Raw genomic sequence first — 13,787 nt, 5'->3', positions numbered from 1 at the left:
CACGCACGGATGCTCTCCGTACATGGCTATTTTTCATTTTTTTGGCACCAACAAAATCCCTAAACTAATAATAGAGAAACTCATTATTTGCTGTATTGATAGACCAAATAGAACCGAATTTTGTTCACTAATAAGCGAAATAATGATATAAGCAATCCCCTCAATAATTAGAAAACCACTTATATTCTTGCCATTTCCTAATCTTTCATTTTTCATCCATAACAAACCAATTACACAAAGGGCGAGTATGATCTCGTATAAGAAAATAGGATGATATAAAAATTTAGATTCATATATTTTCATACCCCAAGGCAATGTCGTTTGTACACCTAATTTTTGATGAAATAGAAAATAAAAAATAATACTCATGCATAGTCCATATGGCAATGCATCAAGTAAAATACGAAGCGAAAATTGCTCCTTTTTACTTTTCCAAACAATGTATACACTCGCAATTACGCACCCTGCTATAATATGCTGCATACTTCCTACAGCTAGTAATGCTTGCAATGGCGACCTAAAAGCCCATACTGGATTTAAAATTGCCGGTGTAAATTTCCATACAAATACGATGATAAGAAAAGCATTTGTTACAGCATCCATCATTTTTTCATATGATATATTTTGGTGCCTCATCTTTCGTTTCATCAGCATAAATCCAAATAGACTTCCAATTATAAGAGATACGGGTTGTAACCTCACAATCCACTCCATCATTACGATCTCCTCTTAACTCTCAATTAATTTCTTAAACTTCTCTTCTAATTGATCTGGAGGTAATACCCCTCGTACATGATCTACTATAATTCCATCTTTATTAACAAAAAATGTCGTTGGTAAAGAAAATACTTTATAATCTAATCCAGCTACTCCATCCATATCTAAAAGAACAGGAAACTCAAATCCATAATGATCCGCAAATGCGCTTGCTTCTTGTACCGGGTCACTTACAGTTGCATTTACCGCAAAGATTTCAATATCCTCTTTATATTTGTCATAAAAACGAACTAAGTCAGGCGCCTCCATTTCACATGGTCCACACCACGATGCCCAAAAATTAATAATATATGGTTTTCCTTTTGCATCATTTAGCGAATACAACTTCCCATCTAATCCTTTTAATGTTATGTCTGGCGCTTTAAATCCTACTTGTGGTAATACTTCTTTCTCTTGTAACTCCGCTTGTTTCGCTTTTCTTTCTTTTTCTTCTTTCTTTGAATTATAAAAGTTAACACCCGCCCAAACGAGTGCTCCTACTAGTATAATAGCAATTAGTTTCTTCACTTTTCTTCCTCCTTATTTTTAAAAACCTGTAAATCCACCAAATAGACGAATAAAAAACGCTGTAATTTTCGTCATTTGATTTGTATACAATAAAACACCTGTTACAATCATCATTCCACCGCCAATTTTCATCATGACATTGGCATATGTAACAATCCATTTTACCTTTCCAATAAAGAATGCCATCACGAAAAATGGAACTGCAAATCCAAGAGTATACGCTGTAATATAAAGAAGTGCCCCTTCAGGATTCGTCGCACCAAGCATGAGCACAGCTGAAAATATCGGCCCAACACATGGTGTCCATCCTGCCGCATATGTCATACCGACTAAAATCGAGCGAATATATCCAGTCGATTTACTTCTATACTGCACCTTTTTCTCTGCCATAAGCCACTTAGGCTGAAACAAGCCCGTCATAAACAGCCCCATCAAAACAATAAAAATCCCACCAATTTGTTGAATCAATTTTTGGTTAGATGAAAATGTTATTCCAATCCAGCTTACTGACAAACCTAACGCATAAAATATAACCGAAAATCCAATCATAAAAAATACTGTATGTATAATCGCTGATTTTTGCATAATCCCACGATTCTCTTTTAAATCTTGAATAGAAACACCTGTAATATATGATAAATAAGATGGATATAGTGGTAAAGAGCATGGTGATATAAATGACAATACCCCTGCCCCAGCTACAAGCCAAATGGTTAAATCCGCCGCATTCATTTTATTCCCCCTGAATACACTACAAATAGTAGTGTTAACTATTAAAAAAAAGAGGCTATATGCACTCTCCAACAATAAGTACAATCGACATACAAAATAACCCTAACGTTACATATACTGAATTCGTGTGTAACGGTATATTAAGCTTAACAACTTTTTCATTTAACACTTGCTCAATCCGTAAATTAATTGCAGTTTTCGCAAACGAAGCTGTAACACATCGATTTTCTATTGTCTTTATTTTAATTAATTTTAATAACGCACTACCTAACTCGAATGAAGATTTCATTTTTTGCATCGCATATTTATCTGCTGCTAGCTCCTGATACGTATGATATCGCTGTAGCAACCCTTTTAGTATCGGGATGTACATCATTCCTTCTGCTAATAACGTAAAACAAAATAATTTTAGCGGATCCCGATTGTTTTGATGATATTCTTCATGGAAAATAATCGCATCAATTTCTTCATCTGAAAACGTCTGTAGCATCCCTTCTGACATGACAACTTTCGGACGAAATAACCCAATTGTAAATGCTGCTACTTCCGTGTTCGGCAGTATATATATTTGTTTTCCTTTTCTAATGAAAGGGACAAGTACCTTTTGTAACTTTTTACCATGGGAAAATTGCCGCCAAATTCTTTTGCACACTATCAGTACAGTAAGTAATAATAATCCAGCTATTACAATTCGAATCAGCGATAGTTCTTTCATATGTTTTTCTAACTGGAACAAGCAAAACTTTGAAAGAAAGAACGCCTTATTTTGAAAAAGAAATGGATATGTAACGTAATACACTAACATGCCGAAAAAGAGAGTGCTAACAATTACTGCTAACAATACGATTTTACGCATTTGCCATTTCATTTTATCGATCCTCTTTTTTTAACTGACTCAATTTATCTTCTAATTTTTTTATTAGAGTCGGATCAGCCTGCTCTAACTCATCTAGCATATGATTTACAACTAAATCTCCAAATTCCCCCATTAATTCCTGCGTCATTTTCTTCGTTTGATTGGATAAGAATTCTTCTTTTGTTTGTACAGCACGATATATGCCACTTCTTTTCACAGTCTGTTTTTCTAAGTGTAATTTCTCTACTAACCTGTTCATAACTGTCATAACAGTGTTAAAATTCACAGGGGATTCTTCACTTAATTTCTGCTGTACTTCTTTAATAGTAATCCCCTCAGTGGACCAAACGATCTCCATAATTTTCGCTTCAAGCGGTCCAAAGAAGTGATTTAACCCTTGCTCATTTAACTTATAATTTTGAGTAAACATAGTACGGCTCCTTTCACACTACAAATTGTAGTATAAATTAAATGAAAGGTCAAACGTGAATGATATAAACGAATAGCTACTAATTATGAATCTGTATCCCATTCATTGTAAACCTAACTTTTCTCCAAATGTATCATAGAGATAATATTCTAATATTTGCACACTAAATTTCTCATTACGCCCGAGTGCAAATAATTCCCGATTTTTTGCTACGATAGTATCTAATGGAATAACCACATTATCCACTATTTTTGTAATTTCAATTATATTACTTTCTACGTTTACTTCTGTTTTAAATTCAATATTTTCTAATACTATATGTGAACGTCTTCCTGATGCAAAAAAAGTAAAGTTAGGATTTTTAAAAATGCCAATTTCACTCTCTAACGGATATAAATATTTAAAAATTATATTTCTGTGTCCATCTTTTATTATTTTTTCATCTTTTTCATCATCTAAATATTCTTTCACCTTCGCTGCAAACTCAAATCGAAAATCCACTCTTTCACGCTCCCTCTTTTCATTCTACGCTAATACATATATTGATATAATTTTACCATATTATAAAATAACTTCCTATAAAAAGTAAAAACCACTTTTGTAAAACCTCTGGTATTCCCCGCACTTTTTAAATATAAACACTCTTTCAATATTAATTAGTACGTCGTTATATTCATTTAAACATATTGTTTCCATACTTTAAAACAATATTATCCAGTATTATATATCAATAAAGTGAAACTTTAATCAGTGAGGTTTTGTTCATCCCCTACTGATTATTAGCCCACACCAATCGGGCGTTTACGGGCAGCCCGACTCCCCTCCAGCCGAATTTTGAGGTGGGAGTCTTACTGCCCGCAAATAGCGGGATAAACTGCTTCTAATTCCTTTCTATCTACAGATATCGATACCTCATGCTATTTCAATATATTGTTTACTTTATTTCCCCTTATTCATTAAATCACAGAAGGAATGTAACTCCCCACTATCGAATTTTTACATAACAAATATTATTAGGTGGTGCTTTACTATGAAATTAGCTGTCATTGGTGGCGGTGATTTACAAGATGCAAATCACTTGCATATTAATGAACGACTTATAGAATTAACAAATAAACAATACCCAAAAGTATTATTCATTCCAACAGCTAGTCGTGATGATGAAGGATATATAAAGTCATTTTTAGAAACGTTTGAAAAGCAATTACATTGTGAGGTTCAAATTTTACGCATTATAACCGAAACACCTACTAAATATGAACTAGATGAGATGATTCATTCTGCCGATTTAATTTATCTTGGCGGTGGGAATTACGTTCATATGCTTGAACAATGGAAAGAACATAAACTAGATGAAAAGTTACTATGTGCTTTAAAACGCGGAACACTTATTGCAGGATATAGTGCCGGTGCGATGTGCTGGTTCACATCTAGTATTCGTTCAGATTATGAAGGTTCTGGTTATATAGAAAGTAGTGGCTGGAGTATTGTTAACAAAAGATTTTGCCCCCATTACAATCAATTAAATAGAATGAATGCCTTCCATACGTTTTTACAAACTCACCAAGGTAATATAGAGGGCATTGCATTAGAAGATAATTGCGCTTTATATATTACAGAAGGTTCATTTGAAATTATCGGTGAGCCAGATACAGCTTGGGAGTTTTATATGAATAATGGAAAACTCATTAGACAACATTTTGACATAACTTTAAAAAGTTATTTATAAGCATTCATCAAAAAAATGTCCCTAAGTATATAGACTTAGGGACATTTTTATCTTTCAACTCACTAATCGTGTAATTCGTTTCTTCTGCCATGAAAGCTTATAATATGCATACTGTAATATTAAGCTGACGATGAATGCAGCTGGATACCCAATCCATATCCCTTCTATTCCAAGGCTCGTATGGTAAGAAAGATAATACGCCACAGGTACTTCAACAAGCCAGATTGATACAACACTAATCACAGTTGGCCAAAGTACTGTACCACTTGCTCGCATTGTCGCACTAATAATTTGTGCATGACCGAAAATTAAGTAGCTCCATAATGTAATCATGATTAGACTATGAGCAATGTCAATTGTATTTTGACTTGTTAAAAATAGTGCTAAAATATCTCTTGAGAACAAGTAAATAAGAGATATTAATACACCACCAATGATATAATTCATAATAATTCCGGCCTTAACAACTTTCTGCAATCGATCAAATTGGTTCGCACCAATTGATTGCGCTGCAAAAATTGAAACTGTAATACCGAGGCTAACCGCTGGCATTTGTACATAACTTGCAACTTGGTTCACAACACCATACGCCGCTGTTGCATCTGATCCATAGCGATTCACAAATGCGATTACCGCAATTTCTGATAATGAAACTAATATCATATTAATACTCGATGGAATACCAAGTCGTAACAATAACTTTAATAACTCCCAGTCCATACGAAGATATTTTCTTACTGTCCCGTCTAATTGCAGTGGATGATTTTTCTTCTTTAAATACACTAGCATGACAATAAACGTAATAACTGTAGATATAACAGAAGCATAGGCTGCTCCGTAAACATCTAATTTCGGAAGACCTAACCAACCAAAAATAAGAATCGGTAATAAGATCATATTTAAAGCTGTACTTACGATTAAAAAGTAAAATGGCGTTTTAGAATCTCCTGTACCTCTCATAAATGTTGTGTATGCAAAATATAAAAATAATACTGGCATAGATATAAATAAAATTCTTGCGTAATGCACACTTATTTCAATAATATTTTCTGGCGTTCCCATAAGACGCATAATATCCATCGCAAAACTACTACCTATTATCGCTAACACGACTCCGATAATAAAAGTAAACGTAAGCGTCGTACCAACGATAGCTTTTAAGCGCTCTTCATTTTTAGCACCAAATGCCTGACCAATTAAAATTGAACTACCAGAACCAATTCCAATTACAAATGAAACGAGCAGGAAAAATAACGGAAAGAATGCCGATATGGCTGCTAGATCATTTACGCCAAGCCATCTTCCTACTACTACCATTCCAAATAACTGTCCAACTGATTGTAATACATTACTTAAAAGTAACGGCACTAAAAACATGGACATCGATTTCCATATCGGTTTATTTTCCTTTTCTGACTTCTGTGACTCTACACCTTCTTCACTGTTATCTGTAGGTGGTTTCAAATTTCATTTCTCCTTTTATTAAAAGTTTGTACGGTTACACCTTTGTGCTCCGTACTGTTGCAATTTTTTCAATTCTACTTTCGATATTGAAATGCCCAGTCCCTTTCTTTTTGAGACCTCTCATGCTTCAAGCTCACCATACTTTCAACATACATTTCTTTGTCTTTATAATGTGCTACATATTTCAATCCCTATCTCTTTGTATAGTTGTTTTTATGATGTGCTTCTATTCGTTTTCTTTGCTTCATTCTTATAACTTCACCCAATATTGGCTTCCATCGGCTGTTCTATCTAAAAAACCATACTCAATTAAATATCTTCTTAAAGTTACAAAATCCGGATATACATTTTCTAAAACTGCGTTTACTTCTTTTTCAGTATACTTTTCATTACTATCAAACTTCTTCACTAAGTGACGTAATATAATTAATTTACGCTTTTGCTTTTTCGGAAATTTAGAAAGCGGCCCATCCAATCCTTCTGTAAAATGTATTTTTAAGACTTCATCATTTTCTTCCTCCGTAATATTGTATCGATCATCCACCATCGTAGCTGTTCTATGAATCGGTACAAATTTCGATTGAACTTTTGATTTTTCTTCTGATAATTCCATTAACGCTAAAAATACTTTCGCTTGCTTCATCTTCTCTCGCAATGTAAATCGGTGATTACGAATCGTTGATGTGCTCCCGCCATCCATCTCTTTTACAATCTCTTTATCATTAAGTCCCATATAGAAAAACTGAACCATTCTCTTTTGTAAATCAGTTAAACCTGTAAACTTCTTATCAAGATTTAATAAATATTCAAACATAGACGTATGCTCATTTTGAATATGCAATTGTACAAACTTCTCTGCTTCATACAAAACCTGATTATCTTGATAAATAACCCCTTTTATAAACGTTTCTCCACAAGCTAAACAAACAAATTCTTCCGCTTCCTCATCGAACACATACCCTTTCTTCAATTCCTCTACTGATGCATCCCAAAACTTCTCTGAAATATCACTCATACCAAACACTCCTTCGAAATGTTTATTTAAAAACAAACAAATTACAATAACGTTTATTATCACTTCATCATCTTAACATATAAAAAGTAAACATTTCAATGTTTCGTTTGCCTATTTTACAAACTTTTATAAAAACATCTATTTATACGTTATAAAAAGGACTTATCACAACAAACAGCGAATGTGTTTTAATAAACCACTTATTATATTGAAAGAAGTGAAATATGCTGTTCAATATTTAAGTGATAAAAACCTAATTCAACATGGAGCCGGCATTCACACATTCCAAAACTTCAACATTCAATTTCAACTACAAAAAAGGTGTTTCCATATACGGAAACACCTTTTACTTTTTATATATTTTATAAACAACCTCTACTAAAACTTTACTTGCTTGTACAAATACATGTTTTCGATTTCCATCCTCAACAAATCTATTTGAACAACCACTAATCATCATACAACTAATTATGACTATTACTTTAATACTTTTTCTGCAAATCATTTTCTGCAACTCCACTTTTGAAAAACTTCATTTAAATTTACCCCATCAAAAAAGTTTACACGAATAATGAAACGTAAAAATATGTAATGTTGCATATTTTTACGTTTCATTACAATATTGTGATTTAATTATTTTAATGACTGGTATACCGAGGTGATTTAATTGAAATTTAAAGCGAAAAAAAATCCATTTCATATCATTTTAATCTCATTGTTTTTAGTTATTTTTTTCATTTCTCTATTCTTTCAAAATGAGAATTCTATTTTTTTCACTCTCATGATGCTCTTAAATATCGTGAATCTCTCTTCTTTCTATTTTTCTCATTACAAAATAACGGAATCTGCCCTTGTTGTTAAACATGGTTTCATACTCCGTACTAAAATTCCATTTGAAGATATACGTCACATTAAATACTCTGGTAAAAAACTTCGTTCAGAAAATTGGACAAGACAGCAAATAGAAATTCATTATAATTTATTCGACTCAGTAACATCTTTCGTACCACAAGAAGAGGAGAAATTCATTTCACTCTTAAAAGAAAACTGGCCAAATGTGAAAATAATCAATAGCACCTCAAATGAATAATTTTGTTTGAGGTGCTATTAGGATAACTATATAAGAATTGAATATCCTCCCCAAGCAAAACCGCCGTTTACATATTTATTCTTCCCTCAGGCTAACTACCCAATAGTTAGTCTATTTTTTATTACATAAAGATACTATCCCTCCATCACAAACAAACGATACGAGCATACACTATTTCTAAAAAAGTAACCTTCTACACAAAATGAATGAAAGGTGCTTATTATGTATGAGTTAAGTTATGAAGGATTAACAGGTGAAATTATTACAAGATATGATTGTGAGTATGAAGAATCTAGACAAGAATGGAATCGAGCTATTCAAAAGTTTCCTTTAGCTATCATTTATTGTTTTACAAAATGGGATGTTAGTAATGCGATTATTTTGGCGAGAAAAAAGCCAAGATTCTAAACTAAGAACCTTGGCCTCTTCTATTATTCTTTCGGAGCGATCATTTTTTTCGGGTCTACAATTTCATCAAATTGCTCTTCTGTTAGTAATCCTGATTGCAGTGCTGCTTCTTTTAAAGTTAGCCCATCTTTATGAGCATGCTTTGCAATTTTCGCTGCATTTTCATATCCGATATGTGGGTTTAGCGCTGTTACAAGCATCAATGAGCGATTTACATTTTCATTAATTACTTCTTCATCTGCTTCAATACCAACTGCACATTTATCATTAAATGAAACGGTTGCATCAGCTAATAAGTGCGCAGATTGCAGGAAATTGTAAGCAATAACTGGTTTGAATACGTTTAGCTCAAAATTACCTTGGCTCGCAGCAAATCCGATTGTTGTGTCATTCCCCATAACTTGTGCTACAACCATTGTTAATGCTTCACTTTGCGTTGGATTTACTTTACCTGGCATAATAGAGCTTCCTGGTTCATTTGCAGGAATAATAATTTCCCCAAGACCACTTCGTGGACCGCTTGCAAGCCAGCGCACATCATTAGCTATCTTCATTAAATCAGCAGCTAATGCTTTTAATGCTCCGTGTGCAAATACAACTTCATCATGGCTCGTTAACGCATGGAATTTATTTGGTGCGGAAACAAATTGTTTACCTGTAAACAGACTAATTTCTTCTGCTACCATCTCACCAAATTTAGGGTGCGCATTAATTCCAGTTCCAACCGCTGTACCACCAATTGCTAATTCTTTCATATATGTATTGCTATCTGCAATCATACGCTCTGTTTTTTCAAGCATACGGTGCCATCCGCTAATTTCTTGTCCTAACGTTAAAGGTGTTGCATCTTGTAAATGCGTACGACCGATTTTAATAATATGTTCAAATGCAGTTACTTTTTCTGCTAATGTTTCTTTTAATTTCGTAATAGCTGGCAATACATGATTTTCTACCGCGATTACACAGGCTACATGAAGTGCTGTTGGGAACGTATCATTTGAACTTTGAGACATATTCACGTCATCATTCGGATGAATATGTACGTCAGATCTCTTTTCTTTCAAAATTTGATTACCACGGTTTGCAATTACTTCATTTACATTCATATTCGATTGTGTACCACTACCTGTTTGCCATACGACAAGTGGAAAATGTTCATTCCATTTCCCTGCAATAACTTCATCAGCAGCTTCCACAATTGCTTGCGTCTTCTCTTCTGATAGCTTCCCTAATTTTTGATTACTAAGCGCTGCACTCTTCTTTAAAATCGCAAATGCTTTTACAATTTCAAGCGGCATATGCTCTGTTCCAATTGGAAAGTTTTCCTTACTGCGCTGCGTTTGTGCTGCCCATAATTTATCAGCTGGAACTTTCATTTCTCCTAATGTATCTCTTTCAATTCTATACTCCATTTTTTCATCCCCTTGAAAATAAAATACCTACATCTTTTATTTTAACAGATTTTCTATCCAATGATAAGAATTCTCATTGATACATATAAAAAAAATTACCTTCCGCCACCGCAGAAGGTAATTTTTTTATGATGCTTGCTTTCCTTTATCCACATCATCTACATACCAGATGAACTTGCCTGTATATCCATAAATAACTGCTAAAATGAGTGATACGAAGCTTAACCACATAAATGGAACGTATGATAACGTTGATACACCTAAAATACCAGCCATAAAAATACCATTATCAGACCATGGAACCATACCAGAAGTCAAAGTTCCACCTACTTCTGAGTTACGTGCTAATACGCGGCGATCTATTTTTAATTTATCATAGCTTTCTTCCATAATTTTTGGCGTTAAAATAAGTGATACGTACATCGCACAACCAAATATGTTTGCTAAAAATGCAACGATTAATGTAGACAATGTTACATTACCTGCAGAATTTAATTTCTTCTCAAATTTCGATACGATTACTTTTAGAACACCTAGCTTTTCAAGTAATCCACCAAAACCTAAGCCGAAAATAATAACGGCTACTGAACCAAGCATACCGTTAATTCCACCACGGTTTAATAACTTATCGACAAACTCGACACCAGATTGAATTGAGAATCCGTTATATGCTGTTCCAATTGCCTCTCCAAAGTGCATTCCTTGGAAAAGAGTTGCCCAAATTGCACCAATTAAAGCTCCCATAGCAATTGTTGGCATAGATGGTTTCTTCATCGCCAATAGCACAATAACAATTACCGCTGGAACAAGCATCCATATTTTAATATCAAAGTGCTTTAATAAGGATTCTTTTAAAAACTCTACTCTATTTAAATCTACATTATCCCCGCCATACATCCATCCAGCAACAGTAAACATAATGCCGGTAATAATATAAGCTGGAACGTCTAATACGAGCATAGCTCGAACGTGAGCAATAACATCTACTTTCGCCATAGAAGCTGCAAGAACTGTGCTATCAGAAAGTGGCGATAATTTGTCTCCGAAATAAGCTCCTGAAAGAACTGCACCCGCAACGAGCGGTAGTGGTAATCCAAGCCCTTCACCAATCGCCATCATAGCAATACCAGCTGTTCCAACTGTTCCCCATGATGTTCCTGTCGCGATAGAAGTTATTGAACAAATAATTAAAGTTGCCAATAAGAATATGCTAGGGTGAATGAATTCTAATCCATAATAAATCAATGTAGGTACAACCCCACCAGCAATCCATGTTCCAATTAAAGCTCCAACTGCAACTAAAATAAGAATTGCTTCTAATCCATTAGAAATCCCTTTCGTAATTGCATCCTGCAATTCTTGATAACGAAATCCTAACCTTAATCCAAGCGCAATAACTAAAAACCATGAAATAAATAGCGCTAATTGAATTGGGAGATCAAAAATCGTTTGGAAGGAAAAGACGACAGCAAGAAATAGGGATAAAAGAATGATGATTTCTAGCATCGAGGGTAATCTTACACTTTTCATTTTTTTCTCTCCTTACAAGTCGATAACATGATGTATGTCGTCTTACGTGTATGTAATATACAATTAGCGAAGACAAAACAAAATTTTCATATTATTTCGATTTATTTTTTCAGTATAATATATTCACAACCCTTTCTATTGTAAAAGTAGATTGCGCTTTTCGCAATGAAAAATATAAAAAATATTGTATTTTTATTTCTTTCGAAAAAACTATCTAATAATAACTTTTTTAATATTTGCCACAACAGAGATTTTCACTGCTGTTCTCAGCTCATATGCAGTACTATATTTCCCTATATCCAAAAGAACACACATCATTTATTACAATACAAGGTGCTGGTGAATCGATTGTGGCATTACCTGAAGCTGAAAAAAATCAAATCAAAAAAGAGCATGTTACACTTCTATGTAACATGCTCTTTCTTTACTACTCTATATGGCTATGCCTGAATGTCTGCAAATTCTTCAATATGCTCGTACTCTTTTTCCAATTCCTCTACAGAAAGCTCGTATAATTGTCGATCACGAACCTTAAACACCCCTGCTCCAATTAACTCATCGATTAAATGCCTCTTACGATTTTCAACAGCAAAACGGAGTTGACTACTCATCTTTTAAAAAACTCCTTTCTACGATCATTGAAAATGATAATCTTTATCAATTACCACTTTTGATTATAAAAGATGATTCTTAATAAGTAAAGTAACCTTATGAAATATTTACCTTGCAAAGTATTTGTGGCCACATTATATATATGTATGCCACGCGAAGAATGTTATGACACTTTTTCATACCCTTTTTCTTTCATATTTTGCAGGTTGTCTCACTATGATTAAATTCACCCTCAATTTCTACTTGAATGGTGACATGTTCTACATGAAATTTTCCCTTTAATACATCCGTTGCTTCTTTCAATACACTTTGCGTCTCATTACCTTTAATAATAAGATGGCAAGTTAGTACTTGAAAATCTGATGTTACAGACCATATATGTAAATCATGAACTTCTTTTACAATAGTAATATTTAATAATGTATTTTTCACCTCTTCAGCATCTATGTGCTGCGGTGCGCCTTCCATTAATATATGAACTGTATCACGTGTTACACGCCATCCACTTATAATGACTAAAATAGACACAAGAATACTAGCAACCGCATCTGCGGCATTCCAACCAAAAAATTTAATAAGTAACGCAGCAATAATTGCTCCGACTGAACCTAATAAATCGCCTAGTACGTGTAAGAAAGCACTTCTTAAATTCAAATTATCTTTCACATCTCCGCCTCTCATTAATATCCAAGCTGATACAATATTAATAAGCAAACCAAGTACAGCAATAATGAGCATCCCATTACTAGAAATCTCCACCGGTTCTTTAAAACGACGAATTGCTTCAATAAAAATGTATACTGAAATGACAATAAGAACGACACCATTACATAATGCCGCTAACATTTCGACACGCTTATATCCGTATGTTTTTGCAGCCGTTGCTGTTTTTTCTCCAAGCTTAAATGCAAGTAAACTTAAAGCTAAGGATACTGCATCACTTAACATATGCCCCGCGTCAGATAATAGTGCTAAGCTATTTGTTACAAATCCACCAATAACTTCAGCAATCATAAAGCTAGTCGTTAGTAGGAAGGCAATTAGTAATGCCTTTTTATTTTTTGAATGACCGTGATCATGTGAGTGTCCCATACAAATACTCCTTTAAGTGCAATATCTGTATGTTAGTATGAAACACATTCCCTATCTTTATCCCCCATTAACGCCCGATAGTGAATGCTACTAATCCGTAGAAGATGAACAATACCCCACTGATTAAAGTTCC

The 13,787-nt window shown here is 33.9% G+C and carries 15 protein-coding genes and 2 pseudogenes; 4 read left to right on the top strand and 13 right to left on the bottom strand.

The genetic code is table 11. The annotated features are described in order from the left end of the window. Positions 1 to 33: 33 nt before the first annotated feature. From FT637_RS09525 to FT637_RS09500, 6 genes are all read right to left on the bottom strand, one after another. A complete protein-coding gene (locus FT637_RS09525) occupies positions 34 to 714 on the bottom strand; it encodes a prolipoprotein diacylglyceryl transferase family protein (protein WP_193646036.1) in 681 nt (226 codons plus the stop codon). A 15-nt stretch (positions 715 to 729) separates the two neighbouring features. Further along, a complete protein-coding gene (locus FT637_RS09520; protein WP_193646035.1) occupies positions 730 to 1,284 on the bottom strand; it encodes a TlpA family protein disulfide reductase in 555 nt (184 codons plus the stop codon). Positions 1,285 to 1,302: 18 nt separating this feature from the next. Further along, complete coding sequence (gene ccdA, locus FT637_RS09515; protein WP_087950260.1) at positions 1,303 to 2,016, bottom strand: cytochrome c-type biogenesis protein CcdA; 714 nt, start codon at positions 2,014 to 2,016, stop codon at positions 1,303 to 1,305. A gap of 55 nt (positions 2,017 to 2,071) precedes the next feature. Continuing rightward, the gene (locus FT637_RS09510) at positions 2,072 to 2,884 is read right to left on the bottom strand and encodes a M56 family metallopeptidase (RefSeq protein WP_193646034.1); all 813 of its coding nucleotides are present in this window, start codon (positions 2,882 to 2,884) and stop codon (positions 2,072 to 2,074) included. A 1-nt stretch (position 2,885) separates the two neighbouring features. Next, on the bottom strand, positions 2,886 to 3,302 hold the full coding sequence (locus tag FT637_RS09505) for a BlaI/MecI/CopY family transcriptional regulator (RefSeq protein WP_193646033.1): 417 nt from the start codon (positions 3,300 to 3,302) through the stop codon (positions 2,886 to 2,888). Positions 3,303 to 3,404: 102 nt separating this feature from the next. Next, a complete protein-coding gene (locus FT637_RS09500) occupies positions 3,405 to 3,803 on the bottom strand; it encodes a DUF3942 family protein (protein ID WP_193646032.1) in 399 nt (132 codons plus the stop codon). A gap of 529 nt (positions 3,804 to 4,332) precedes the next feature. On the opposite strand from FT637_RS09500, the gene FT637_RS09495 reads away from it, so the two are divergent. Beyond that, positions 4,333 to 5,031 (top strand): peptidase E, encoded by a 699-nt coding sequence (locus FT637_RS09495; protein ID WP_193646031.1) that lies wholly within the window; start codon positions 4,333 to 4,335, stop codon positions 5,029 to 5,031. Between the two features lie 54 nt (positions 5,032 to 5,085). Here the strand turns inward: FT637_RS09495 and FT637_RS09490 are convergent, their stop codons facing one another. Together FT637_RS09490 and FT637_RS09485 are read right to left on the bottom strand one after the other, a co-directional pair. Next, positions 5,086 to 6,495, bottom strand: a complete 1,410-nt coding sequence (locus FT637_RS09490) for an MATE family efflux transporter (RefSeq protein WP_193646030.1) — start codon at positions 6,493 to 6,495, stop codon at positions 5,086 to 5,088. A gap of 250 nt (positions 6,496 to 6,745) precedes the next feature. Further along, on the bottom strand, positions 6,746 to 7,510 hold the full coding sequence (locus FT637_RS09485; RefSeq protein ID WP_193646029.1) for a DUF2087 domain-containing protein: 765 nt from the start codon (positions 7,508 to 7,510) through the stop codon (positions 6,746 to 6,748). 205 nt (positions 7,511 to 7,715) lie between these two features. Between FT637_RS09485 and FT637_RS29840 the strand changes: the two are divergent. After that, a pseudogene (locus tag FT637_RS29840) lies at positions 7,716 to 7,817 on the top strand (MBL fold metallo-hydrolase); the annotation flags it as partial. 39 nt (positions 7,818 to 7,856) lie between these two features. Here FT637_RS29840 and FT637_RS09480 read toward each other — a convergent pair. Beyond that, the gene (locus FT637_RS09480) at positions 7,857 to 8,015 is read right to left on the bottom strand and encodes a hypothetical protein (protein WP_193646028.1); all 159 of its coding nucleotides are present in this window, start codon (positions 8,013 to 8,015) and stop codon (positions 7,857 to 7,859) included. Between the two features lie 162 nt (positions 8,016 to 8,177). Here FT637_RS09480 and FT637_RS09475 point away from each other — a divergent pair, with 162 nt between their 5' ends. Continuing rightward, complete coding sequence (locus tag FT637_RS09475) at positions 8,178 to 8,600, top strand: PH domain-containing protein (RefSeq protein WP_193646027.1); 423 nt, start codon at positions 8,178 to 8,180, stop codon at positions 8,598 to 8,600. 222 nt (positions 8,601 to 8,822) lie between these two features. After that, a pseudogene (locus FT637_RS09470) lies at positions 8,823 to 8,993 on the top strand (FAD-linked oxidase); the annotation flags it as partial. A 38-nt stretch (positions 8,994 to 9,031) separates the two neighbouring features. Here FT637_RS09470 and fumC read toward each other — a convergent pair. The 4 genes from fumC to FT637_RS09450 all read right to left on the bottom strand — a co-directional run bounded on the left by fumC (position 9,032) and on the right by FT637_RS09450 (position 13,654). Beyond that, positions 9,032 to 10,420, bottom strand: a complete 1,389-nt coding sequence (gene fumC / locus FT637_RS09465; protein WP_193646026.1) for a class II fumarate hydratase — start codon at positions 10,418 to 10,420, stop codon at positions 9,032 to 9,034. Between the two features lie 126 nt (positions 10,421 to 10,546). Then, positions 10,547 to 11,950 carry a Na+/H+ antiporter NhaC gene (gene nhaC, locus FT637_RS09460; protein WP_193646025.1) on the bottom strand — a complete coding sequence of 468 codons (1,404 nt, stop codon included), beginning with the start codon at positions 11,948 to 11,950 and terminating at the stop codon, positions 10,547 to 10,549. A gap of 440 nt (positions 11,951 to 12,390) precedes the next feature. Then, entirely contained in the window at positions 12,391 to 12,561 is a 171-nt protein-coding gene (locus FT637_RS09455; RefSeq protein WP_193646024.1) for a Fur-regulated basic protein FbpA, read from the bottom strand. Positions 12,562 to 12,754: 193 nt separating this feature from the next. Then, the gene (locus FT637_RS09450) at positions 12,755 to 13,654 is read right to left on the bottom strand and encodes a cation diffusion facilitator family transporter (protein WP_193646023.1); all 900 of its coding nucleotides are present in this window, start codon (positions 13,652 to 13,654) and stop codon (positions 12,755 to 12,757) included. Positions 13,655 to 13,787 lie beyond the last annotated feature (133 nt).

The organism is Bacillus cereus (genome assembly GCF_015071065.1).
GTDB classification, from domain to species: Bacteria; Bacillota; Bacilli; order Bacillales; family Bacillaceae_G; genus Bacillus_A; species Bacillus_A cereus_BA.
Note: the sequence above shows the minus strand (reverse complement) of the source record. Positions and strands in the feature narration are given on the sequence as shown.